This window comes from Bradyrhizobium sp. SZCCHNRI1009 (assembly GCF_032487575.1).
Classification (GTDB): domain Bacteria; phylum Pseudomonadota; class Alphaproteobacteria; order Rhizobiales; family Xanthobacteraceae; genus Bradyrhizobium.
This window is the reverse complement of record NZ_JAUEUL010000027.1, coordinates 1-23,066: the sequence shown is the minus strand read 5'-3', so window position 1 is coordinate 23,066 and position 23,066 is coordinate 1. Positions and strand designations below refer to the sequence as shown.

At 66.7% G+C, this 23,066-nt stretch carries 20 protein-coding genes; 14 read left to right on the top strand and 6 right to left on the bottom strand.

Annotation, left to right across the window (positions count from 1 at the left end):
- Positions 1-164: 164 nt before the first annotated feature.
- Complete coding sequence (locus QX010_RS29230; protein ID WP_316183180.1) at positions 165-1,805, bottom strand: amino acid ABC transporter permease/ATP-binding protein; 1,641 nt, start codon at positions 1,803-1,805, stop codon at positions 165-167.
- A gap of 275 nt (positions 1,806-2,080) precedes the next feature.
- Complete coding sequence (locus QX010_RS29225) at positions 2,081-2,971, bottom strand: ABC transporter substrate-binding protein (RefSeq protein ID WP_315801986.1); 891 nt, start codon at positions 2,969-2,971, stop codon at positions 2,081-2,083.
- Positions 2,972-3,412: 441 nt separating this feature from the next.
- Between QX010_RS29225 and QX010_RS29220 the strand changes: the two genes are divergently transcribed.
- From QX010_RS29220 to QX010_RS29195, 6 genes are all read left to right on the top strand, one after another.
- The gene (locus QX010_RS29220; protein ID WP_316183179.1) at positions 3,413-4,237 is read left to right on the top strand and encodes an ABC transporter permease; all 825 of its coding nucleotides are present in this window, start codon (positions 3,413-3,415) and stop codon (positions 4,235-4,237) included.
- Entirely contained in the window at positions 4,237-5,301 is a 1,065-nt protein-coding gene (locus tag QX010_RS29215; protein ID WP_316183178.1) for an ABC transporter ATP-binding protein, read from the top strand. Before QX010_RS29220 ends, QX010_RS29215 begins: the two co-directional genes overlap by 1 nt.
- A gap of 30 nt (positions 5,302-5,331) precedes the next feature.
- Positions 5,332-6,363 carry a PotD/PotF family extracellular solute-binding protein gene (locus QX010_RS29210; RefSeq protein ID WP_315801989.1) on the top strand — a complete coding sequence of 344 codons (1,032 nt, stop codon included), beginning with the start codon at positions 5,332-5,334 and terminating at the stop codon, positions 6,361-6,363.
- A 69-nt stretch (positions 6,364-6,432) separates the two neighbouring features.
- Entirely contained in the window at positions 6,433-7,263 is an 831-nt protein-coding gene (locus QX010_RS29205; protein WP_316183177.1) for an ABC transporter permease, read from the top strand.
- Between the two features lie 217 nt (positions 7,264-7,480).
- Complete coding sequence (locus QX010_RS29200; protein ID WP_316183176.1) at positions 7,481-9,088, top strand: amidohydrolase family protein; 1,608 nt, start codon at positions 7,481-7,483, stop codon at positions 9,086-9,088.
- On the top strand, positions 9,085-10,095 hold the full coding sequence (locus QX010_RS29195) for a CobW family GTP-binding protein (RefSeq protein WP_315801992.1): 1,011 nt from the start codon (positions 9,085-9,087) through the stop codon (positions 10,093-10,095). The genes QX010_RS29200 and QX010_RS29195 overlap by 4 nt, the downstream gene beginning before the upstream one ends.
- A 188-nt stretch (positions 10,096-10,283) precedes the next feature.
- On the opposite strand, the gene QX010_RS29190 is transcribed toward QX010_RS29195, so the two are convergent.
- Positions 10,284-11,105: an IclR family transcriptional regulator gene (locus QX010_RS29190; RefSeq protein WP_316183175.1), complete on the bottom strand. Its 822-nt coding sequence runs from the start codon at positions 11,103-11,105 to the stop codon at positions 10,284-10,286.
- Between the two features lie 179 nt (positions 11,106-11,284).
- Here QX010_RS29190 and QX010_RS29185 point away from each other — a divergent pair, with 179 nt between their 5' ends.
- Genes QX010_RS29185 through QX010_RS29155 form a run of 7 tightly spaced genes read left to right on the top strand, consistent with a single transcriptional unit; the run spans position 11,285 to position 17,872 of the window.
- Positions 11,285-12,340 carry an ABC transporter ATP-binding protein gene (locus tag QX010_RS29185; protein ID WP_316183174.1) on the top strand — a complete coding sequence of 352 codons (1,056 nt, stop codon included), beginning with the start codon at positions 11,285-11,287 and terminating at the stop codon, positions 12,338-12,340.
- Positions 12,337-13,188, top strand: coding sequence for an ABC transporter permease (locus QX010_RS29180; RefSeq protein WP_316183173.1), 852 nt, complete (start codon positions 12,337-12,339; stop codon positions 13,186-13,188). Before QX010_RS29185 ends, QX010_RS29180 begins: the two co-directional genes overlap by 4 nt.
- Complete coding sequence (locus tag QX010_RS29175; RefSeq protein WP_316183172.1) at positions 13,185-13,988, top strand: ABC transporter permease; 804 nt, start codon at positions 13,185-13,187, stop codon at positions 13,986-13,988. Before QX010_RS29180 ends, QX010_RS29175 begins: the two co-directional genes overlap by 4 nt.
- 4 nt (positions 13,989-13,992) lie before the next feature.
- Positions 13,993-14,286, top strand: coding sequence for a (2Fe-2S)-binding protein (locus QX010_RS29170; protein ID WP_316183171.1), 294 nt, complete (start codon positions 13,993-13,995; stop codon positions 14,284-14,286).
- Entirely contained in the window at positions 14,279-15,673 is a 1,395-nt protein-coding gene (locus QX010_RS29165; protein WP_316183170.1) for an FAD/NAD(P)-binding oxidoreductase, read from the top strand. The genes QX010_RS29170 and QX010_RS29165 overlap by 8 nt, the downstream gene beginning before the upstream one ends.
- Positions 15,657-16,829 (top strand): FAD-dependent oxidoreductase, encoded by a 1,173-nt coding sequence (locus QX010_RS29160; protein WP_316183169.1) that lies wholly within the window; start codon positions 15,657-15,659, stop codon positions 16,827-16,829. The genes QX010_RS29165 and QX010_RS29160 overlap by 17 nt, the downstream gene beginning before the upstream one ends.
- Complete coding sequence (locus QX010_RS29155; RefSeq protein WP_316183168.1) at positions 16,826-17,872, top strand: ABC transporter substrate-binding protein; 1,047 nt, start codon at positions 16,826-16,828, stop codon at positions 17,870-17,872. The genes QX010_RS29160 and QX010_RS29155 overlap by 4 nt, the downstream gene beginning before the upstream one ends.
- A 330-nt stretch (positions 17,873-18,202) precedes the next feature.
- On the opposite strand, the gene QX010_RS29150 is transcribed toward QX010_RS29155, so the two are convergent.
- Positions 18,203-18,928 (bottom strand): pyridoxamine 5'-phosphate oxidase family protein, encoded by a 726-nt coding sequence (locus QX010_RS29150; RefSeq protein ID WP_316183167.1) that lies wholly within the window; start codon positions 18,926-18,928, stop codon positions 18,203-18,205.
- Between the two features lie 64 nt (positions 18,929-18,992).
- On the opposite strand from QX010_RS29150, the gene QX010_RS29145 reads away from it, so the two are divergent.
- A complete protein-coding gene (locus QX010_RS29145; protein ID WP_316183166.1) occupies positions 18,993-20,441 on the top strand; it encodes a PLP-dependent aminotransferase family protein in 1,449 nt (482 codons plus the stop codon).
- 737 nt (positions 20,442-21,178) lie between these two features.
- Here QX010_RS29145 and QX010_RS29140 read toward each other — a convergent pair.
- Both QX010_RS29140 and QX010_RS29135 read right to left on the bottom strand, forming a co-directional pair.
- Positions 21,179-21,757 (bottom strand): hypothetical protein, encoded by a 579-nt coding sequence (locus QX010_RS29140; protein WP_315802003.1) that lies wholly within the window; start codon positions 21,755-21,757, stop codon positions 21,179-21,181.
- A gap of 323 nt (positions 21,758-22,080) precedes the next feature.
- Positions 22,081-22,875, bottom strand: a complete 795-nt coding sequence (locus QX010_RS29135) for a class II aldolase/adducin family protein (protein WP_316183165.1) — start codon at positions 22,873-22,875, stop codon at positions 22,081-22,083.
- Positions 22,876-23,066: the final 191 nt, after the last annotated feature.

The following is a 23,066-nucleotide window of genomic DNA, read 5'->3' as shown; positions in this document are numbered from 1 at the left end:
GATGCCGGAGGCATCGTCCGGAGACGGCGCTGCGCGCCTCCTCACCATGAGGGTCGGAAGCGAGGCCACCTCACCCACGGACCTCATCCTGAGGAGGCCGCTGCAGGCGGGCGTCTCGAAGGATGGCCGCACGCAAGCGCTCGCTCCTAACGTGAAGGATGAACTCATGCCACCGCGTCCTTCGGCCGCTCGGCCTCCATCACCGAGAGGAAGCGCGCGGTCAGCGGATGGCGCGGGTTGGTCAGCACCTCGTGTGCGGGGCCTTCCTCGAGGATGACGCCGCCATTGAGGAAGGCGACGCGGTCGGCGACCTCGTCGGCGAAGCGGATCTGGTGCGTCGAGATGATCATCGTGAGGCCGTCGTCGATGGCGAGACGGCGGATCACCTCCAGCACCTCGTTGACCAGCTCCGGATCGAGCGCGGAGGTCGGCTCGTCCAGCAGCAGCACGCTCGGATTCGGCGCCAGCGCGCGGGCGATCGCGACGCGCTGCTGCTGGCCGCCGGAGAGATGCCGCGGCAGCGCATCGGCGCGATGCGACAGGCCGACACGGTCGAGCAGTTCAAGGGCGCGACGCTCCGCTTCGAAGCGGCCGAGCCCATGCACCCAGCGCAAGGGACCGGCGATATTCTCCTTGGCCGTGAGATGCGCGAACAGATTGAACTGCTGGAACACCATGCCGACGCCGACATTGGCGCGCTCGTTGGCGATGGCGCGCGGCGACAGCTTGCGTCCCCGGTCGTCGAAACCGAGCTTGCGGCCGCCGACGCGGATGTCGCCGGCGTCCCAGTTCTCCAGATGGTTGATGCAGCGGAGCAGGGTGCTCTTGCCGGAGCCGGACGGCCCGAGCAGCGCGATCACCTCGCCGATGCGTACGGTGAGATCGAGGCCGTCCAGCACCTTGTTGCCGTCATAGGCCTTGCGCAGATCCGTGACCTCGACGGCGACGTTGTTGCGGGCGATCGTTGCGGCACGCCGGGCCCGGTCTTCGATCGACAAGGCGAGCGGCGGCGTCTCCTTCAGCTCGGCGGGCTCGGGCGGCGCGGCCTCGATGGCCGGGGCTGTCTTCTCCGCGAGCTCCAGCTTCGTCGCGACGTCGGCGCGGCGCCGAGGTAACAATAGCGCAAGGTAGTCCGCCAGCTTGCGCTGCTTCGCCGTGCGGTCGAGATCGAGCAGCCATTCGAGCGAAAGCTGGATGACGCTGATCGCGCCGGTCAGCACGAGATAGATGAGACCCGAGGCGAAGAAGATCGAGAAGAAGTCGAACGTGGAGGACGCGAGCTGCGTCGAGCGCAGGGTAAGCTCCTGCACGGCGATGACGGAGGCGAGCGAGGAGTTCTTCAGCGCGCTCACCGCCTCGTTGCCGAACGCGGGAATCATGGTGCGGATCGCCTGCGGCGCGATGATCCGGCGCATCAGGACGCCGGGTGTCATGCCCAGCGCCTGGCCGGCCAGGAGCTGGCCGCGATCGACGCCGAGCACGCCGGAGCGCAGCATCTCGGCGATGAACGGCGCCTCGTTGCAGGCGAGCGCGAGGCCCGCCGCCAGCACCGCCGGCAACTTGATGCCGATATGCGGCAGCGCGTCGTAGGCGAACACCATCTGCAGGATCAGCGGCGTGCCGCGGAAGATCACGGTGTAGCCGCGCGCGATCGCGGCCAGCAGCCAGAACCGGCTGAGCTGCATCGCCGCGAGCACGAGGCCGAGAATGAGACCGCCGACCAGGCCGAGCGCGGTGACCTGCAGGGTCAGCTCGATGCCCTGCAGCAGATACGGCATGCTGAGATAATGCAGGAAGAGGGACATGAGGTCGACCCGGGAGGAGCGTAGGGTGGGCAAAGGCGCGACGCGCCGTGCCCACCGTGATCATCGTGTGGAAGCAAGGGTGGGCACGCTGCGCTTTGCCCATGCTACGAGATTGAGCTCATAGTGCGCGGCTGCGGCGGGTGAGGGGGGACAGGTCTCACGGCGGACACTTCCCGTGCGGCTGCCCCTCACCCCAACCCTCTCCCCGTAAGAACGGGGAGAGGGAGCGCACCGTCTGCTTGGCTAGGGCTCGTCGCAGCGAACCGCTAGGCCTGTTAGTCCGCCGTCAGGATGTCCGGCTCCTTGAAGTTGGCAGGATCGAGCTGCCACTTCTTCAGGAGTTCCTGGTGGATGCCTTCCTTCTGCACCTCGATCAGGGCGGCGAGCACGGCATCGCGGAACTTCGGCTTGTCCTTGGGCACGGCGATGCCGACCGAATAGGGGATGGTGACGGCGATCGCCTTCTCGAGCTTGTCCGGATAGGCCTTCACCGCCTGGTCGACCGTGTTGACGTCGTTGACATAGGTATCGGCGCGGCCGGCGAGGATGGCCTGGATGCAGTTGGCGTTGTTGTCATAGAGCTGGATCGTCGGCTCGGGCTTGCCGGCTTCCTTGCATTTCGGCGCGAGATCCTGGATCAGCGGCACCTCGACATAGCCGGTGTTCTCGGCCGCGGCCGCGCCGCACATCGACATGTTGATGCCGTTGATGCCCTTCGGATTGCCCTTGGCGACCAGCACGCCGTCGAACACCTTGGAGTAGGTGATGAAGTCGGCGGCCTTGGCGCGCTCCTTGGTGGCGTAGATGTCGGAGATCACGATGTCGGCCTGGCCGCTCGCCAGCGTCGTCAGAAGCGCTGCGAAGGTCACCGGCTTGTAGGTCAGCTTGAAGCCGAGGCAGTCGCCGATGGCCTCGCCCAGATCGATGTCGAAGCCGACATATTTGCTCGGATCCTTCGGGTCGATCGACTCGTAGCCCGGCGTGTGCGGGTTGATGGCATTGACCAGCGTCTTGCCCTTCCAGTCCGGATATTTCTCCTTCAGCGCCGCGCAGCCCGCGGGCGTCGCCGCTTGAGCGTCGATCGGCGCGAGAAGTCCCGCCGCGATGATGGCGCCGAGCGCGGCAAGCCACGCGCGCCGCGCCCCAGTGAATAGCCTCGTCTGCATGTTGCCAGCTCCTTCGAACGATGATGTCGCGCTGGTCCGGCGGTGCATTGGTGCCGTCGCCCCGGTCCAAGCTCGGGGCGAAGCTTAGGTGCGCGCCCGCGCGGATGACTTGTCCGTGGACGCACAAAATATTGGATCGTGCCGGTGCAAGAATTGAGCACGCATTGCCCAAAACCGCGCCGCTGCGACGGACCGTCGCGCAGGCCGTGCCCGCGATCGGAAATCCAGAAATCAGCAAGGCCCCCGCGCCGGCGACGGGACATGCGCGCACGGCGCTAGCGCCAAGATGGAAGCGGCACCGCGTCACGCGTCAGGATCGCAGCATCGTGTCGCCCATGCGTATGTGCATTGCGATAACCCGTGGCACAGGCTTGGCGGCGGCGGAGCCGCCGACTACGATGCGCCGCATAAGTTGCTGATCTGTTTGTTGAGGTGTCTGCAATGCTGTTCCGTTTTACGGGACAACCATCACTCGGCCCATTCGCAGTGCGGACACTGATCGTCGTCGCCTATGCCATCATCTTCGCGCCCGTGATCATGATCGTGATGACGAGCTTCTTCGCGCAGGAGATCGTGAGCTTTCCGCCGCCGGCGCTGTCGCTCAAATGGTACGCCAACGCGCTGAGCAAGCCCGAATTCCTGCGCGGCCTGGTGACGAGCTTCCAGGTCGCGCTGCTCGCCACCGCGATCGGCGTGCCCTTGGGCACGGCGGCGGCGCTCGCCATCGTGCGCGGCGAGTTCCGCGGCCGCCAGGCGCTGAGCTCGTTCCTGCTGGCGCCGCTCGCGGTGCCCGGCGTGGTCGCCGGCTCCGGCCTCTACATGCTCTACGTGCTGGCGGAGGACCTGCTCGACCGCGACATCAAGGCGACCACGGAAGGCCTCGTCGCCGCGCATACGCTGCTGGCGATCCCGTGGACGGTCCGGCTCGTTGTCGCTAGCCTGCAGGGACTCGACCGTGCCGCCGAGGAGGCCGCCGCCAATCTCGGCGCCAGCCCGTTCACGGTGTTCCGCCGCATCACCCTGCCGATGATGCGCTCCGGCATCGTGGCGGCTGCGATGTTCTCCTTCATCCAGAGTTTCGAGAATCTCGATCTGTCGATGCTGCTGGTCGGGCCCGGACGGATCACACTTCCCGTTGCCATGCTGAACTATCTCGAATTCCGCATCGATCCGACGCTCGCTGCCGTCGCCACCGTGCAGATCGCGCTGGTCGGGCTGCTGATGGTGATCACCGACCGCTTCGTCAAACTGTCGCGGGTGGTGTGATGGCGCAGCTCACATTGGAGAAGCTGACCAAGCGCTTCGGCACGTCGATCGGCGTGGAAGGGCTCGATCTTGCCGTCAATGAGGGCGAACTTGTCGCGCTGCTCGGCCCGTCCGGCTGCGGCAAGACCACGACCTTGCGCATGGTCGCCGGCTTCCTGCCGCCGACCAGTGGCCGCGTGCTGTTCGACCGCGAGGACGTCACGCATCTGCCGGCCTACAAGCGCGCCACCGGCATGGTGTTCCAGTCCTATGCGCTGTTTCCGCACATGAGCGCGGCCGACAATGTCGGCTTCGGCCTGGAGATGCGCGGCCTCGGTACGGCCGAACGCAAGACGAAAATTGCGGAGGCGCTGAAGCTGGTGCGGCTGTCGCATCTCGCCGACCGGCTGCCGCGGCAATTGTCCGGCGGACAGCAGCAGCGCGTGGCGCTGGCGCGCGCGCTGGTGATCAATCCGCGCATCTTCCTGCTCGACGAGCCCCTGTCGAATCTCGATGCCAAGCTGCGCGCCGAGGTGCGGCTCGAGATCCGCGCGCTGCAGCAGCGGCTCGGCCTGACGACGCTGATGGTGACGCATGACCGCGAGGAGGCGCTGACCATGGCCGACCGCCTCGTGGTGATGGAGGGCGGCCGCGTGCGCCAGATCGGCACGCCGCAGGAGCTCTACGACTCGCCGAAGGATGCGTTCGTGGCGGACTTCGTCGGCCGCTGCAACATCGTGGCGGGCCGGCGTGCGAATGAGCGCCAGTTCCGCACCAGCGGCGGCCTGCTGCTGCCGGTCGATGTCAGCAGCGGCGAGCGCGACGATGCCGACGCCTTCGCGCTGCGTCCGGAACGGATTGTCATCGCGCCCGGCGAGTCCGGCGAGGTGCGCGGCCGCCTGCAGGCGATCACCTATATGGGCGCGCAGACCGAATATGTGGTGGCACTCGGTGATGAGACGCTGGTCGCGATCAGCCCGACGCCCGACGCCGGCGAGCCGCTGGCGGCGCTCAGGCCCGATGATCCGGTGTCGCTGCAATGGGACCGCAAGGTCCCGCGTCTCGTGCCTCAGACATCTTCGTAACGCATCCCATCCACAGCGAGAGGTTCTGCCATGATTTCGCGACGTCATTTTCTCTCTGCCAGCGCCGGCATGGCCGCGCTGGCCTCCGGCATGCCAACCGCCCGCGCCGAAGGCGGACAGGTCGTGGTCGGCACCTGGGGCGGCGACTACGGCCAGTTGCTCTCTGACATCATCGACAAGCCGATCATGACGCCGAAGGGCTTCGAGATCGTGCAGGACGTCGCCAATGCCGATCCGCGCAAGACCAAGCTGCTGGCCGAGCGGCAGAGCCGGCGCGGCTCGATGGACGTCGCCTGCCTGTCCGACAACGACGCCTACATCGTGTCGCAGTCCGACGTGTTCGAGAAGGTCGATGCCGCCCAGGTGAAGCGGCTCGACAAGGTGTTCCCGGAGCTTCGAAGCGAGATCGCGATTCCGCATATCTATTCGGCGCAGGTGATTCTCTACAACACCAACCAGGTGAAGACGCCGCCGCAATCCTTCGCCGATCTCTGGGATCCGAAGTGGCGCGGCAAGATCGGTCTCGCCGACATCCTCTATCCCAACAACACGCTGGCGGCGGCGCTGGCCGGCGGCGGCGGCGTCAGCAATCTCGATCCGGCCGAGAAGAAGCTGATGGAATGGCGCTCGCTCGACGTGAAGATCTATCCGTCGAACGAGGCGCTGGCGGCGGCGCTGAAGTCGGAGGAGGTCTGGCTGACCACGATGTGGCTCGCCCGTGGCTTCATGTGGAAGAAGTCCGGCATTCCGCTCGCCCATGTCGTGCCGAAAGAGGGCACGCCAGCCATCGTGTTCCAGGCCTCGGTGCCGAAGAACGCCAAGAACAAGGCCGGCGGCTTCGCCTATCTCGACGCGATGCTCGACGCCAAGGCGCAGGGCGGCTTCGCCGACAAGATGGGCTACGTCCCGACCGTCACCGACGCGCCTTTGCCGGAGGATCTCGCCAAGCAGGTCAGCCTCACCGAGGCCGAGCGCGCGCGGCTGCTGAAGCCGGACTATGCCTATGCCGCCGGGCGCTCGCAGCGCACGCTCGACTTCTGGAACAAGGAGTTCAAGGCCTAGGCCTCTTGACCCTGCGCTCCTGCGGATTTGCCGCAGGAGCCTTGCACAATCGCAATCGGAGCTCGCGCGATGGCGCTGCTGGTCGTTCCTGCCTGTCTGCTGGTCCTGGCGCTGCTGGTCGGGCCGATGGTCCTGATGTTCCGGATCTCGCTCAACCAGTTCAGCCCGACCCAGCTGATGGTGCAGGCGCTGTCGCCGGACAACTACCTCACGGCCGCGACCGATCCGTATTATCAGCAGATCATCCTTGCGACGCTCGGCATCGCGCTGCTGTGCACCTTGCTGACGCTGATCCTGGCGTTTCCGGCGGCCTATTGGCTTGGCCGCATGGAGAGCCGTTGGAAGAGCCTGGTCGTGATCGCGACGCTGTTTCCGCTGCTGGTCGGCAATGTCGTGCGCTCCGCCGGCTGGATGGCGCTGTTCGCGCGCGACGGGCTCGTCAATACGACGCTGCTCAAGATCGGTCTCATCTCGGCGCCGCTCGAGATCATGTACACGACCAAGGCGGTGATTATCGGCATCATCGCGGTGGTGCTGCCCTACATGATCCTGACGCTGTCGGCGGTGATCGAGAGCATTCCGCGTGATCTCGAATATGCTGCCGCCAATCTCGGCGCCTCCGGCGCGCGGGTGTTCTGGCGGGTCATCCTGCCACTGTCCGGTCCCGGCGTCGCCGCCGGCTCGATCCTGGTGTTCGTTTTGTGCATGAACACCTATGCAACGGCGGTGCTTCTCGGCGGCCCCCGATTCAAGATGATGGCGCCTGCGGTGTACGACCAGTTCGTGCGCGGCAACAACTGGCCGATGGGCGCCGCGCTCGCCTTCATGCTGCTCGCGGTGACCATGGCGTTCACGGTGTTCGGCAGCGTCGCGTTCGCGCGGAAGTATCGGACTGGATGACGGCAGACGCCGTCATTGCGAGGAGCGCAGCGACGAAGCAATCCAGACCTTTCCTTGGAGCCCTGGATTGCTTCGCTTCGCTCGCAATGACGAGAAGACGGATCGTAGGGTGGGCAAAGGCGCGCAGCGCCGTGCCCACCATGTTGCAAGGAACGGACACAGGGTGGGCACGCTTCGCTTTGCCCACCCTACGTTATGACAGTGAGGAAACGCGCTCATGACCGACCAAGCCACGCTCCCCGGCGATGAGCTCGCCTTCATCCGGAACAAGGGCGCGGCGCCGATCGTGCCGAAGGCCACGACCAGGGATCGCGGCGTCGGGCCGTTCAAGCGGCTGGCGCTGCGCAGCGCCACCGTGATCGACGGCACCGGCGCGCCGCCGATCGGCCCCGTCGACATCATCGTCGAGAATGGCCGCATCGTCAGCATCAAGAAGGTCGTCGGCTACGGCTATGCCGGAAATGCCGGCGAGCCGGCCGATCACGAGATCGACTGCCGCGGCAAATGGGTGACGCCCGGCTTCGTCGACTGCCACGCCCATGCCGGCGTCGCCTATCACTCCGCCAATGGCTGGGTGCCGCCGGTCGACTACGTCTACAAGCTCTGGCTCGCGCATGGCGTCACCACGGTGCGCGAGATGGGCTCGATGAACGGCCTGTCCTGGATGCTCGACCAGAAAGAGCGCGCCGCGAACAATACGATCGCCGCGCCGCGGCTGCTCGCCTATGCCTACTTCCCGGCCGTCAACGACATGGTCAAGACGATCTACACGCCGGAGCAGGGGCGGGAGTGGCTGCGTCAGGTCAAGGAGCGCGGCGCCGACGGCATCAAGTTCTTCGGCGCGCCGCCTGATATCATGGAAGCCGCGCTCGACGAGTGCAAACAGATCGGCCTGCGCACCGGCTGCCACCACGCGCAGATGGCGGTGTCGCGCATGAATGCGCTGACGACAGCAAAATGGGGCCTCACCAGCGCCGAGCACTACTACGGCCTGCCGGAGGCGCTGTTCGAGGATCGCGTCATCCAGAACTTCCCGCTCGACTACAACTACACCGACGAATATTTCCGCTTCTCGGTCTCGGGGCAGATGTTCAAGCAGGGCGCCGAGCCCGGCTCGGCCAAGTGGAACGGGGTGCTGGAGCAGTTCCTGGAGATCGGCTTCACCTTCGTCCCGACCTTCACCATCTATGACGCCAATCGCGACCTGATGCGCGCGCGCCAGGCGTATTGGCACAAGGAGTATACCTGGAAGTCGATGTGGGACTACTTCACTCCGCAGCGCGGCGGCCACGGCTCGTACTGGTATCGCTGGTCGACCCAGAACGAGATCGAGTGGAAGGAGAATTACCGGCTCTGGATGGCGTTCATCAACGAATACAAGAACCGCGGCGGCCGCGTCTGCACCGGCTCGGATTCCGGCTTCATCTACCAGATCTTCGGCTTCGGCTATGTCCGCGAGCTCGAGCTGCTGCAGGAGGCCGGCTTCCATCCGCTGGAGGTGATCCGCTCGGCGACCTCGCAGGGTGCTGCGCTGTGCGGCCTGGAGAATGAGATCGGCACGGTCGACGTCGGCATGCGCGCCGACCTGCTGGTGCACGACCACAATCCGCTGACCGACTTCAAGCTGCTCTACGGCACCGGCGCGATGCGCTTCAACGATGCGACCAACGCGGTCGAGTGGCATCGCGGCCTCAAATTCACGATCAAGGACGGCATTATCTACGATACCGAAGAGTTGCTCGCCGACGTCCGCGATCTGGTGAAGGCGAGCTGGGAAAGCGACGTGCCGGAGAAGTACGCCACCAAGGACGCCGCGGCGCCATGAGCGCCTCTAGCATCGACTTCTTCGTCCTGACCGGCTTCCTCGGCTCCGGCAAGACGTCGCTGCTGCGCGACGTGCTCACCGCGGAGACGGCGTCGGATACGGCCGTGATCGTCAACGAGGCCGGCGAGGTCGGGCTCGACGGCGTGCTGCTGCGCGAGAGCGGCGACGACGTGCCGATGGCGATGCTGTCGAACGGCTGCGTGTGCTGTCAGGTCGGCAGCGATCTCGCCTTCACCATCGATCGCCTGATCATGGCGCCGCGCCCGGATGGGCTGCCGCCGCTGCGCCGGATCATCCTGGAGACCTCGGGCCTGTCAATGCCCGGCCCGGTGCTGCGCCAGCTCGCGACGCTCGCCGAGCACCGTATGCGCGTCGCCGTCGTCGCGACCTACGATCTCACACGCGGGCTCGGCGTCGCGACATTCGAGGAAGCTGCCGCGCAATGGGCGGCGGCGCATCGCATCGTCGCGACCAAGGCCGATCTCGCGCTTGACGCGCTTGTCGGAGCGCAGGTTGCGATCGCGCAGCTCAATCCCGTGGCCGAGGCGATTGCCAGCGCAAATCGCGTGGCCATCGTGACGGCCGCATTCGCGCCGCTGGCAACATCGCTGCCGCTGCGCGAGGTCGCGCCCGATCTGTCCGCCGCGCATCCGCGTCTCGCGCTCTGCCTCGTCCGCCCGCCGGCTGAGATTGCCTATGCCGACCTCGCCGGCTGGCTCGACAATGTCGCGGGCCGGCTCGGCGAGCGGCTGCTGCGCATCAAGGGCCTCGTGAAGGTTCACGAGGCGCCGCGGCCGCTGCTGGTGGAAAGCGTCGGGACGGTGTTCTCGCCGCCGCGGCAATTGACGGCCGAGAAACCGCCGGCGCCGTTCATCGTCGTGATCGCGCGCGACATCGTCCGAGTTGAGCTCGAACAGGTCGAGCCAATAGGCATGTTCAGCTTCTCTTGGCGCGAGCCGGAGAGCAATGCCGCGCCGCGCGGCATCCGCGCGGAGTGGGTGACTTAGGCAGCTGCATCAGTGGCGTGGCGCCAGACACTTGGCTGTCATTCCGAGGCAATCGTCCACACGCAGCCGCGTGTGGACGATCGAACCCGGAATCCCGAGATTACCGAACGACGCAAGACAGCATCGGGATTCCGGGTTCAAGGCCTGCGGCCTTGCCCCGGAATGACGGTGGTTGTGATTGAGGAAGATCAGTTCCCCGCAATCGTACTCAGACTCCGCGACGGATAGCGCAAGGCGACATCGAACGGGTTGAGCTTCCCCGCCAGCGCCAGCGCCTCGCTTTGCAGGATCCTCACGACATGCGGCAGCCGATCCGCATTCAGCCGCTCCGCCAGCGTGCCGACGCTGAGCGCCGCCACCGCGCGGCCCTGCGTATCCAGCACCGGCACGCCGACGCCGGCCATGCCGGGAATGAGCCCGGTGCTGGTGTTGACCCAGCCCTGCGCGCGGGCCTGTGCCAGCGCGCTGCGCAGCGAGGCCTCGTCCAGGAAACCGCGATCGAGCAGGCGCGGGATGTTGAAGCGGATCACCGCCTCCTGCTCGTCCTCGGGCAGGTTGGCGAGAATCGCGAGGCTGCCCTGGCCCAGCCCGAGCGGCACCTTGCCGCCGATGTCGCCGGTGAAGGAGCGGATCGGAAACGGTCCTTCGACGCGGTCGAGGCAGACCGCGTCGAAGCCGTTGCGCACCAGCAGGAAGATCGTGTCGCTCAAGGTTGCCGACAGCCGCAGCAGCGCCGGCCGCGCCGCCTCGCGTAGGCCGCTGGCCTGGCCCGCGCGTGCGGCGAGCACGTAGAAGTCGAGCGCCAGGCGATAGCGCTTGCCGGCCGCCTGCTCGGCGAAACCTTCGGCGGCGAGATCCTGCAGCATGCGATGCGCGGTCGGCTGGCTGCAGCCCGCGGCCTCGGCGACGTCCTTCAGCCGCAACCCGTCGGGGTCGCCCTCAGCGAGGATGCGCAGCAGCTTCAGGGCCCGGCGAAGGCTGGAGGACGAATCGCTGTCGGCTGTCGTCATCTGCAGAGCTGAATGTTGGAGGCAAATCTGTCGTATAGATTTCATATATTAGAATTCCAGATAGATAAATTCAGGATATCGGAATTCATGATTGACCGTCTGCATGGCCCGCCGGCATGAAGGAGCCCCAGGGCGGCAATCCCTGCTGATGGCGAAGGGAGCTTCCCGCGCGAGGACGCATGGGTTTCCTGACGCTGGACGGTCTCACCAGGCGCTACGGCGATGTCGCTGCGGTCAGCGATGTCAGCCTCAGCGTCGCCAAGGGCGAGTTCATCTCGCTGCTCGGCCCCTCCGGCTGCGGCAAGACCACGACGCTCCAGATGATCGCCGGCCTGGTCGAGCCGACCTCGGGCCGGATCACGCTCGACGGTCGCGACATCACCCATGAGAAGCCCGACCGCCGCGGCCTCGGCATCGTGTTCCAGAGCTACGCGCTGTTTCCGCACATGACGGTGGCGCAGAACGTCTCGTTCGGATTGGAGATGCGCAAGGTCGCCAGGGCCGAGCGCGACGTGCGCGTGAGCCAGGTGCTGGCGCTGGTGCAGCTCGCATCGCTCGCCGACCGCTATCCGCGCCAGCTCTCCGGCGGCCAGCGTCAGCGCGTCGCGGTGGCGCGCGCGCTCGTCATCGATCCGCCGGTGCTGCTGCTCGACGAGCCCTTGTCGAACCTCGACGCCAAGCTGCGCGAGGAGATGCAGTTCGAGCTGCGCGGCATCCAGCAGCGCGTCGGCACCACCACGATCATGGTGACCCATGACCAGGGCGAGGCGCTGTCGATGAGCGATCGCGTCGTGGTCATGGAGCAGGGCCGCATCATGCAGGTCGATGCGCCCTATCGATTGTACGAACGTCCTGCGACACCCTTCATCTCCTCGTTCGTCGGCAAGATGAACCGGCTGTCCGGCATCTGGCGCGATGGTGGCGTCGAGATCGGCGGGCGCGTGCTGCCGTGCGAGGCCACGGGTCTCGCCGACGGCGCAGCCGCCATGCTGGCGATCCGGCCGGAGAAGATCAGTCTCACCTCGCCTGGCGCCGGCGTGCTCGACGGTCGCATCCAGGCGCGGTTCTTCCTCGGCAGCACCTGGTTCTTCACCGTGGAGACGCCGGCCGGATTGATCGGCGTCTCCCTGCCCAATGCCGGCGAGGAGCCGGCGCGCGAGGGCGATCAGGTCGGCCTCGCCTGGAGCAGCGCCGCTGCACGCGCGTCGAAGCCTGACGGAGCGCCACCGGCATGAGCACGCGCGCGACGACACCATGGCTGCTGGCGGCGCCGGGCGCGCTGCTGTTCACCGCGTTGGTGGTCGTGCCGCTCGCGCTCACACTGGCGCTGTCGTTCCACGTCTATGACGCCGCGACCGGCGTCAAGGACGAGACCACGCTGGCGCACTACGCGGCGATTCTCTCCGACAGCTACTTCCTCAATATCTTCTGGCGCACACTGCGGCTCGCCGCGCTGACCACGGTGATCTGCGCGTTGATCGGCGCGCCCGAGGCCTACATCCTGGCGCGCATGCGCGAGCCCTGGCGCTCGGTGTTCCTGCTCGCGATCATCGGCCCGCTGCTGGTTTCGGTCGTGGTGCGCGCCTTCGGCTGGAGCATGCTGCTCGGTCCCACCGGGCTGGTGAACGAGGCGTTCCGCGCGTTCGGTCTCGGCACCGTCAGGATCCTCTATACCGAGACGGCGATCGTCATCGCGCTGGTGCATGTGATGCTGCCGTTCATGGTCATCCCGGTCTGGACCTCGCTGCAGAAGCTCGATCCGATGGTCGAGGCCGCGGCCTGGACGCTCGGTGCCTCGCGCTTCACGGCGCTGCGCCGGGTGGTGCTGCCGCAGGTGACGATGGGGCTGCTGTCCGGCAGCCTGGTCGTGTTCGGCCTGTCGGCATCGGCCTTCGCCATCCCCGCGCTGCTCGGCGGCCGCCGGCTGAAGATGGCGGCGACGCTGGTGTATGACGAATACATGCACGAGCTGAACTGGCCGCTGGGCGCGGCCATCGCGATCCTGGTGCTGGTCATCAACCTCGTCATCATGCTGGCCTATCAGCAAATCGTCGAGGCGCGCGCCAGGCGGACGTTGGGATGAGCGGCATGCGCCACAATGGTCCGATCGCCCTGGTCTTTCATGCGCTCGTCGTCGGCTTCGTGCTGGCGCCGCTCATCGTGATCTGCCTGGTCGCGTTCACGCCGGCCAACACCTTGACATTGCCGACCACGCAGGTCTCGCTGCGCTGGTTCGCGGCGGTGTTCGCACATCCCGACTTCGTCGCCTCCTTCCTCAACAGCCTGTGGGTGGCGGCGACAGCCGCGACGATCGCGGTCGTGCTCGCGGTCGCCGCCGGCCTCGCGCTCGACCGCTACGACTTCCGCGGCCGCGCGGCGCTCAACGCGCTGTTCCTTTCGCCGCTGATGATCCCGCATCTCGTGCTCGGCGTCGCGCTGCTCCGGCTGTTCGCGCTGCTCGGCGCCACCGGCAGCCTCGTCTGGCTGACGGCTGGCCACATCGTCGTGGTCACGCCCTATGTGCTCCGGCTGGTGCTGGCGGCGCTGTCGGGGCTCGACCGCAGCGCAGAGCAGGCCGCCGTCACGCTCGGCGCCTCCGGCTGGATCGTGTTCCGCAGGATCACCGTGCCGATGATCCTGCCCGGCATCACCGGCGGCTGGCTGCTCGCCTTCATCAACTCCTTCGACGAGCTCACGATGTCGATCTTCATCACCTCGCCCGCCACCGTCACCCTGCCGGTGCGCATGTACATGTACGCGACCGAATCGATCGATCCGATGATGGCTGCGGTATCGGCGCTGATGATCGCGGTGACGGCGGCGGCGATGCTGCTGCTCGACCGCATCTTCGGCCTCGACAAGATCCTTGTAGGCCAAGGCTGACACCATGCCGCTGCTGCATCGCCTCGTCCGCAACGACAGCGCCGTCATCTCCTTCACGATCGATGGCATGCCCTGCGACGGCCGCGCCGGCGACACCGTGCTGACGGCGGTGCTCTGTCATGTCGAACGGCTGCGCTCCAGCGAGTTCTCCGCCGCGCCACGGGCCGGCTTCTGCCAGATGGGCGCGTGCCAGGATTGCTGGGTGCAGCTCGCAAGCGGTGAGCGGCTGCGCGCCTGTACGACGCCGCTTACCGAAGGCATGGACATCATCACACGACGAGGGCGCGGCCATGGTTGAGCGTGCATCGCCCCTGATCGTCGGCGCCGGTCCGGCCGGCATCCGCGCGGCGATGACATTGGTCGCGGCCGGCCTGCGGCCGGTCGTGGTCGATGAGGGCCACGCCTGCGGCGGCCAGATCTATCGCCAGCCGCTGGCGCCCGACGGCCGTGATGCCCCGGAGCGCTACGGCTCAGAGGCGGCGAAGGCCGTGCGGTTGCATCGCGATTTCGCGGCGCTCGGCCCTGCAATCGACTATTGGCCGAATGCGCTGCTATGGAATCTGCGCGACGGCGCGGCCGACATTCTCCGCGACGGCATCAGCCATCGCATCAACTATGATGGACTCGTCCTCGCGACCGGCGCCACCGATCGCGTGCTGCCGATCCCCGGCTGGACCTTGCCCGGCGTATTCACGCTCGGCGGCGCGCAGGTCGCGCTGAAGGCGCAGGGCTGCGCGATCGGCCGGCGCGTGGTGTTCGCGGGCTCCGGCCCGCTGCTCTATCTGGTGGCGTGGCAGTACATGAAGGCCGGTGTCGACGTCGCCGCCGTGCTCGACGCGGCGCCGTTGTCGGCGAAGCTCAATCTGCTGCGCGTGCTGCCGCTGGCCCCCGATATCGTGCTGCGTGGGGTGCGCATGGCCGCGGAATTGACGTTGCGCGGCACGCGCGTGCGGTTCGGCGTGTCCCGAGTGCGGATCGAGGGCGAGGGCAGGGTGGCCCGCATCGCCTATCACGCCGGCGGGCGGCAGCACGCGATCGCTTGCGACGGCGTCGGCTACGGCCTCAATCTGCGCTCGGAAACCCAGGCGGCCGATCTCGCCGGCTGCGCCTTCCGCTTCGATGCACGCGACCGCGCGCATCTGCCGGTTCGCGACGCCAGTGGCCGCAGCAGCGTCGCGGGCGTGTACCTTGCCGGCGACGGCGCCCGCATCGCCGGCGCTGATGCCGCCGAGGCCGCCGGCGAGCGCGCTGCGCTCGCATTGCTGGAGGATCGCGGCCTGCCGCATGATGCCGCGCGGGCTGCCGCGCTCGAGCGCAGGCTTGCGACGATCGATCGCCTGCGCGACGGGCTGGAGGCCGCGTTTCCCTATCCGTCGCATTGGGTGGGCGATATCGCCGATGACACGCTGCTGTGCCGCTGCGAGGAGATCGATGCCGGCGAGGCGCGGCGCGCGATCAGCGATTTCTCGCTGACCGAGATCAATCGCCTGAAGGCGGTGACGCGCATCGGCATGGGCCGCTGCCAGGGCCGCATGTGCGGCGCGGCCGCCGCGGAGCTGTTGGCTGCGCAGACGCGCCGCGACATCGGCGCTGTCGGCCGGCTGCGCGCGCAGGCGCCGATCAAGCCGATCCCGCTGGCTGCCGGCCTGTCCGCCGACGAGAGGCAGCATGACCCGGCGCATTGACAGCGATGTCGCGATCATCGGCGGCGGGCTGGTCGGCAGCGCTGCCGCGCTCGCCTTGCGCGGCATGGGCCTCTCCGTCACGCTGCTCGACAAGGGTTTTTGTGGCGCGCAGGCGAGCGGTGTGAACTACGGCGGCGTGCGCCGGCAGGGACGCCCGTCCGAGCAACTGCCGCTGTCGCAGCGATCACACGCGATCTGGCCGCGGCTCGAGGCGCTGATCGGCATCGACGGCGAGTTCGTGCGCTCCGGCCATCTCAAGCTCGCGCGGAGCGCTGAGGACATGGCGAGCCTGGAACGCTACGCCGCCGATATCGCCCCGTTCGGACTCGGCCTCGAGCTGGTCGGTCATAACCAGCTACGCGAGCGCTTCGGCATCAGCGGCGACGTCGTCGGCGGCTCGTTCTGTCCCGGCGACGGCCACGCCAATCCGCGGCTCGTCGCCGCCGCCTTCGCCGCAGCGGCGCGTCGCGCCGGCGCCGAGGTGCTGGAGACCACGGAGGTCACGGGCGCCACCCGGACGTTCGAGGGCTTTGCGCTGGAAGCCGGCGACGTCGCCATCAAGGCGCGCACCGTCGTCAACAGCGCCGGCGCATGGGCCGACAGCTTCGCCGCCACATTCGGCGAGCCGGTGCCGCTGGAGCGCACCTATCCCTCGATGATCGTGACCGAGCCGCTCGACCCGTTTCTCGGCGTCAACATCGGGATCGAGGGCGGCGGCATCTATGCGCGGCAGGTTGCCCGCGGCAACGTCGTCGTCGGCGGCGAGCGCGCTGCGCCGCTCGCCGACCCCGATTTTTCGCGTCCCCTCAGCGATGGCGTGCTCGCCATCATGCAGCGGGCGAGCGGGCTGTTCGGTCCGCTGCGCCATGCGCAGGCGATCCGGTTCTGGAGCGGCACCGAGGCGACGATGCCCGACCGCAATCCGGTGATCGGGCCGAGCGCGACGACGCCGGGCCTGATCCACGCCTTCGGCTTCTCCGGCGCCGGTTTCCAGATCGCGCCGGGTGTCGGCGAGGTCCTGGCCGAGCTGGTGCGCGACGGCGAGACCTCGACGCCGATCGGCGCCTTCGCGATCACACGTTTCCCACCCGCATCGCAGCCGGGCGATGCATCTCAAGCAGCAATGACGACAGGATCGAAGGAGACCTCGCCATGATCGATGCTCGCGCCGCGCTCGGCCCAGCCCTCGCGCTGATGCTCGCCACATCAGCCGCGCATGCTGAAACCAGGACGCTCTATGTCGGCATGAACGGCGGCAATTTCGAGCGCACCTATACGCAAGCCGTGTTTCCGGACTTCGAGAAGGCGAACGACGTCAAGATCGTCGTCGTGCCCGGCACCTCCTCGGAGATTCTCGCCAAGGCGATCGCGGCCAAGGACAAGCCGCAGATGCATGTGATGTTTCTCGACGACGGCGTGATGATCCGCGCCGCCGGCCTCGGCCTGTGCGAGAAGCTGAGGCCGAGCGAAGGTCTGGCGCAGCTCGAGCCGTTCGCACGGCTCAAGGACGACATCGCCGCCGGCATCGACATCGGCATGACGGGCTTAGCCTACAACAAGAAGCTGTTCGACGAGAAGGGCTGGGCGGCGCCGAGCTCGTGGCTCGACCTCGCCGATTCGAAATTCAAGGACAAGGTCGTGTTCCAGTCGGCCTCGGTCTCGACCTTCGGCCTGCACGCCTTCCTGATGTTCAACCGCATCAACGGCGGCACCGAGGCCAATGTCGAGCCGGGCTTCAAGGCGTTCGCCGATTCGATCGGCAAGAACGTGCTCGAATACATCCCGAACTCGGCCAAGATCTCCGAGATGGTGCAGACCGGCGAAGCGGCGATCTTCCCGCTGACGCCGACCGCGGTATCGACCTTGAAGGAGAAGGGCATCGCGGTCGAGTATGCGCAGCCGAAGGAGGGCTCGGTCGTGCTGATGGTCGCCGAATGCGTCATCGCCAACAACTCCGAAGCCGAGCTGGCACAGAAGCTGGCGGCTTATTTGTTGTCACCGGAGGCACAATCCAAGGCGCTGGCGGCTGGCAACATCGTGCCGTCCAACACGACCGCGAAGGCGACCACCCCGGCAGCCGAGCAGAAGCTCGCGACGTTTCATACCTACATGAAGAGCGCGATCACGCTCGACTGGGACGTCATCAACGCCAAGCGCCCCGAATGGAATGCGCGATGGAACAGGATGATCGAGCGGTAAGCCGCGTTGAAGCGTAGTAGTAACGCTTGGCACGCGGTGCTCGTGAATGTGCCCTCTCCCCTTGTGGGAGAGGGCATTTTGGACGGTGCTCCAATCACGGTTGGGTGAGGGGTATTTGTCCACGAGCATCGTTCGTTGAGAGAACCCCTCACCCAAACGCGCATGCGGATAGGCCGCCGATGCCCTCTCCCACAAGGGGAGAGGGCACTTCATTGGGCAGCGTAGCCCTGACTGATCTGATCGGGCCGTAGGGTGGGCACGGCGCGATCGCTAGCCAGCAACAAACGCGGCGCCGGGACGCGCCTTTGCCCGCCCTACACTTCCGTTATCTTAACTACCCGCCGGATAGCTCGCTGCATACGCCTCCGTCAGCGCCTCATCCAGCCGCCGCCCAGAGCTGAAACCTGACAGCGTTGCGGGACGGGTGACGCCCTCTAGCAATCGGCCATCGGGCTCCGGCGAGCCGATCAGGGTGTGGACCGGAATGCGCTCGGCATAGATAGGCAGCGCATAATCTTCCTCGTCATCGATGACGCCGGCGGCGCGGATCTTCGCCGATGCCTTCTCGATTTCCATGGTGATAACCGATGTCGCCTTGAGCTCCTGCTCAGTGGTCTGGCGCAGGCTCGCCGTGCGGCCGGGAAACAGGCGGTCGACCATCATCACCAGCGCGCGCTCCTTCTCCGCCTGATCCTCGATCAGCCGGGCATGGCCGAACGCCATCACCGAGCGGTAGTCGGCGGAATGGTGGAAGGCGCTGCGCGCCAGCACCAGCGCGTCGAGATGGGTGACGGTGAGACAGGCCGGCTGTCCTTCGGACTGGTTGCGCAGCATGCGGCTCGCGCTCGAGCCGTGCCAATACAGCGTCGTGCCCTCGCGCCAGAACAGCGTCGGCGTGCAATAGGGCTGGCCGTCGATGACATAGGACACGTGGCACAGCGTTGCGGAATCGAGCACGGCATGGACCGTCGCATGATCATAGTGGGCGCGCTGATGCCGCCGCTTGACGCGGTTGGTGTCGTCGACGGCATAGCTCGGCATCTGTTGCTCGGACATCGTCAGTCTCCTGTTTCCGCCGACGTCATGCCATGGCAAAGTGGTTGCCGGGAGTTCCACTTCGATGCGAAAGCAATCAACCACTTTGCGGCGCCGCGACGACGTGCTGGCGCTGCCGATCCGGCTCGACCGCAGCATCCGCAGCCAGTCGCAGCAGGTGCATGGCGCGCTGCGGACCGGCATCGTCGACGGGCTGCTCGCACCCGGCCTGCGTCTGCCCTCGACGCGCGGGCTCGCGGAGCAGCTCGGCGTCCGCCGCAACGCGATCGTCGCAGCCTATGAGGCGCTGCTGTCGGATGGCCTGGTCGAGGCGCGCCACGGCGCCGGCACCTATGTCGCGGCACGGCTTCCGGCGCCGCAGGTCGCCGCGCCGGTGGCTGAGCTGGACATCCGCATTCCGCCGCGCCGGCCGTTCGCGCTCGGCTGCACGCTGGTCGATCCCGTCCTGTTGCGGCGGCTCGCCGCGGCCAGCCGGCGCCGCATCGCCAACGCCGCGCCCGATGAGCTCGGCTATGGCGATCCGCGCGGCAGCCTGCATCTGCGCACCGAGGTCGCGCACTATCTTGCGGCCAATCGCGGCGTCCGCTGCGACCCAAGCTGCATCCTGATCGTGAGCGGCACCCAGCACGGCCTGCGGCTGTGCATCGATGCGCTGCTTGCGCCGGGCGATCCCGTCTGGTTCGAGGACCCCGGCTACGTCGCTTCTCGCTATACGTTGAGCACGACCGGCGCGAAGCTGGTCCCGGTGCCGGTCGATGATGAAGGCATTATCGTGAGCTCGGGGGAGGCGGCGTACACGGCGGCCAAGGCTGCCTACGTGACGCCATCGCATCAGTTTCCGACCGGTGTTGCGATGAGCATGGCGCGGCGCATCGCGCTGCTCGACTGGGCGCGCAGGGCGGACGCCTACATCTTCGAGGACGACTACGACAGCGAGTACCGCTTTGCAGGTCCGCCGCTGACGGCGTTGGCCGGCATCGGCGGCGAGCGCGTGATCTATCTCGGCACCTTCGGCAAGACGCTGTTCGCGGGACTGCGGCTCGGCTATCTCGTGGTGCCGCCGGCGCTGGTCGCGCGGGTGGTCGCGGCGCGCGCGGCGCAGGACCGGTTTCCCCCGGCCTTCATGCAAGACGCGCTGGCCGACCTGATGGCCGACGGCGTGCTCGCGGCGCACATGCGGCGGATGCGCCCGCGCTACCGCCAGGCGCGCGATGTCGTCGCCGAAGCGCTCGCCAGGCACGGCAAGGGCAGCCTGCAACTGGCCGCGCCGTCGCAAGGGTTGCATCTGCTGGCGACCTTGCCGCCCGCAGCGCCGAAGGGCACGGCGAAATTGATCCGCGACCGCGCCGGCATCGAGTGCCGGCTGTTGTCCGATGCGCGGATCGTGCAGCGCGGACCTGACGGTTTCATCCTGGGCTATTCGGGCTTTGCGGCGAAGGATCTCGCCGATGCCGCCAGGCGGCTCGGGCGCGCCGCACAGGATCTCCTGGGCGCGGTTGCGCGCCCGCGCTGAGCGTCGCTTGTCGATGTTACGGGTGTGGCCGAGCCGGCACGTCGGGCAAATCAGCCCCGCTCTGAACGTCTGCGCGCCTGTGCAGAGGCCGCCGCCAGCGGTTGCGCGCAACAAGCCGTCGTAATTTTGTTCAATCCGTTCAACGGCCTCTCGATGCCTGGTCGCGCGCTCGCATTTTCCACTTTCGTTTTTTCGAAAATCATGCTTTGGTTGCGCATCCCGCCTCACCGCAGAGGGGCGTTGCGCGCGATCGTCACGACACGCGAGGCGGGGATGCGATGGCCGCGATCAAGCCGCAACGTGTCTTTGGATGCGTGGACGAACGGCGAGGCTGCGGACGTGAAGTCGCAGGGTCCTGACACCCCGACGCTGGTGTCCAGCGCAATGCGCGCAAGCGCATTGCGCCATGGTGGCCAACAAGCCCGGCGCACCAGGGAGACTGCGTATAAGCGTGAAGACCGTCGCGCAGGGAATGCCGGAGTGTACGGCTTTGCCTGTGGTACCTGCCGCCTGCATTTTTTTCGCAGGCGGGCCATGGGTGGGGCCTTCACCCGGCATTCCCTGCGCCCTTTGCACTTCGAAGGGGCGAGATGGATCGTAAGCCTCGGGCATCATCTGCCGCGAGAACGCGCCCTCATGTTAACGCGCCCTCATGTTCATGGCTGTTCGAGATGCGGATTGGAGCAGATGCGCGTCAGGCGACGCGGATGCGCGCGGTCGCCGCAATCGCTACGCGCTTATTCATAGGGATTGTGCTCGGCGTTCGTCATCGTCTGGCGCACCCGGCGCAAGGTGATGGGCGTGCCGTCGGAGACGAACACCAGCTCATAGGCGCGGCCGCTGTCGTCCTTGGCGGAGCAGGTCACGCTGGTGACCTTGAGCATCGCGAAATTGCCGACCTGACGGCACACGCCGGCCGAGCTCTTCGTGGCCGGCACCGGAATGCCATCGACCTTCGGACGATGCTTGGAGTTCAGCAGCATGCGGTCGATCGGCAATTCGTAGACGTTCTGAATCGACCTGCGGCCATTGACGCCGGAGAACGCGATGATGTGATTCTCGTCAGCGGGATCGTCGAGCGCGACGGTGAAATGAGCGCGTCCCTTCTCGCTGTGAAAGAACGCCACCGTCTTGCACGAATATTCGCGGCCATCGACCTTCGCGGTGCGGCAGGTGCCGGACATCAGCGCATAGAGATCGATGTCGGGCCGGTCCTCCGGCGCGCCCGCCACCGGCATCGGCTGCTGAGCCAGACATGGCGTCCCCAGGGAGAGCGCGAGCGCAAGGACGGCGAGGCGAGGAAAATGCAGGGGCATCCGCGGGGAGAGCCTGGAGGAATCGGGACGGCGCGAGAGGTCAAGCGATGTGTCAGCTTTGCGGCAAAAAGAGGTCGGAAGCAGCGCTGTGCACCTCCGATCGCACCCGTGCAGAGCCCGACGCTGAACCGCGCCGGTGGTCGTTCGATACCGCAAAAGCAATGGAAAGTTCCGGGACGCAAGCCCCATGGGATCGATACGGCCGGAACAACGGCCCAACACGACAACGACAGGGAGAAACCGATGACATTGTCACGTCGTGGCCCAACGCGTCACAGGATTCCGGGGCACCGCTGCGGTGAAATGATCTTCAACCTCCAGGACTACTTCGCCGACTGCACCTTCTGCTTCCAAAGCGCCCAGGCACGATCCATGATCACCATGTTGACGCCATCGGCCTTGGCAGCCTCCTCGGCGCTGAGATACGTCACCTCGGAGCCGAGCCCGAGTGCCTGCGCCTGCAGCTTCGCATTCACGTCGGTGTAATAGGCGCGGAACACGGCGGCCTTGACCGCAGGACCGACGGTGACGTCACCATGGCCGCGCATCAGCACCACGGACTTGTCGCCGAGCGCGGATGCGAGCGATTTGCCGATCGCATTATTGCGCACCAGCATGTCGGTGGCGCCGAACTCCTTGCCGATGTCCCACACCGGCGCGCCGTCGCCGAGGAAGGCGGCGTTGTGATACAGCGGCTTCAAGGGTGTATGGCTGACGCTGAACGGCACGACGCCCGGCGAATGGGTGTGCACGACGGCGTTGACGTCCGGACGGGCCTTGTAGATCTCGGCATGGATGAAGCGTTCGAGGAACACCGCACGGTTCTTCGCATCGACCGGCTCGCCATTCTCGTCGAACTCCATGATGTCGTTGGCCGTCACCTGCGCCGGCGCGATCGAGCGTGCCATCAGGAAGTGGTGCGGATTGGCGGGACTGCGCGCGCTGACATGGCCGAAGGCATCGACGACGCCGAGATCGGCGAGGATGCGGCTGCCGGTCGCGATGTCCTCGAGCAGCTCGCGCGGCACGCCGGGGATGGAGTCGTCGGCGCGGGAGGGGGTGGCGGAGAGAAGAAGGGCGGTGACCGCAAGGACGGCAAAGCGGCTGAAGCTCGACATCTGATTTTCCCTCCCGGCCTGCGTGATCCAGGCTCGTCGCTTCAACATACGCGTCATTGCGAGCGAAGCGAAACAATCCAGAATAGTAGGCGGGACTCTGGATTGCTTCGCTCTTGTTTAGCCCGGAGACATAGCTTACACCTGTTCGGGGACATGGTTGACACTTTTGGGGTCACGCAAATCGATCGCTG

Excerpts from the sequence above, each read along its gene's own strand:
- QX010_RS29230 (WP_316183180.1), bottom strand. The coding sequence starts at position 1,805 with ATGTCCCTCTTCCTGCATTATCTCAGCATGCCGTATCTGCTGCAGGGC.
- QX010_RS29225 (WP_315801986.1), bottom strand. The coding sequence starts at position 2,971 with ATGCAGACGAGGCTATTCACTGGGGCGCGGCGCGCGTGGCTTGCCGCG.
- QX010_RS29220 (WP_316183179.1), top strand. The coding sequence starts at position 3,413 with ATGCTGTTCCGTTTTACGGGACAACCATCACTCGGCCCATTCGCAGTG.
- QX010_RS29215 (WP_316183178.1), top strand. The coding sequence starts at position 4,237 with ATGGCGCAGCTCACATTGGAGAAGCTGACCAAGCGCTTCGGCACGTCG.
- QX010_RS29210 (WP_315801989.1), top strand. The coding sequence starts at position 5,332 with ATGATTTCGCGACGTCATTTTCTCTCTGCCAGCGCCGGCATGGCCGCG.
- QX010_RS29205 (WP_316183177.1), top strand. The coding sequence starts at position 6,433 with ATGGCGCTGCTGGTCGTTCCTGCCTGTCTGCTGGTCCTGGCGCTGCTG.
- QX010_RS29200 (WP_316183176.1), top strand. The coding sequence starts at position 7,481 with ATGACCGACCAAGCCACGCTCCCCGGCGATGAGCTCGCCTTCATCCGG.
- QX010_RS29195 (WP_315801992.1), top strand. The coding sequence starts at position 9,085 with ATGAGCGCCTCTAGCATCGACTTCTTCGTCCTGACCGGCTTCCTCGGC.
- QX010_RS29190 (WP_316183175.1), bottom strand. The coding sequence starts at position 11,105 with ATGACGACAGCCGACAGCGATTCGTCCTCCAGCCTTCGCCGGGCCCTG.
- QX010_RS29185 (WP_316183174.1), top strand. The coding sequence starts at position 11,285 with ATGGGTTTCCTGACGCTGGACGGTCTCACCAGGCGCTACGGCGATGTC.
- QX010_RS29180 (WP_316183173.1), top strand. The coding sequence starts at position 12,337 with ATGAGCACGCGCGCGACGACACCATGGCTGCTGGCGGCGCCGGGCGCG.
- QX010_RS29175 (WP_316183172.1), top strand. The coding sequence starts at position 13,185 with ATGAGCGGCATGCGCCACAATGGTCCGATCGCCCTGGTCTTTCATGCG.
- QX010_RS29170 (WP_316183171.1), top strand. The coding sequence starts at position 13,993 with ATGCCGCTGCTGCATCGCCTCGTCCGCAACGACAGCGCCGTCATCTCC.
- QX010_RS29165 (WP_316183170.1), top strand. The coding sequence starts at position 14,279 with ATGGTTGAGCGTGCATCGCCCCTGATCGTCGGCGCCGGTCCGGCCGGC.
- QX010_RS29160 (WP_316183169.1), top strand. The coding sequence starts at position 15,657 with ATGACCCGGCGCATTGACAGCGATGTCGCGATCATCGGCGGCGGGCTG.
- QX010_RS29155 (WP_316183168.1), top strand. The coding sequence starts at position 16,826 with ATGATCGATGCTCGCGCCGCGCTCGGCCCAGCCCTCGCGCTGATGCTC.
- QX010_RS29150 (WP_316183167.1), bottom strand. The coding sequence starts at position 18,928 with ATGTCCGAGCAACAGATGCCGAGCTATGCCGTCGACGACACCAACCGC.
- QX010_RS29145 (WP_316183166.1), top strand. The coding sequence starts at position 18,993 with ATGCGAAAGCAATCAACCACTTTGCGGCGCCGCGACGACGTGCTGGCG.
- QX010_RS29140 (WP_315802003.1), bottom strand. The coding sequence starts at position 21,757 with ATGCCCCTGCATTTTCCTCGCCTCGCCGTCCTTGCGCTCGCGCTCTCC.
- QX010_RS29135 (WP_316183165.1), bottom strand. The coding sequence starts at position 22,875 with ATGTCGAGCTTCAGCCGCTTTGCCGTCCTTGCGGTCACCGCCCTTCTT.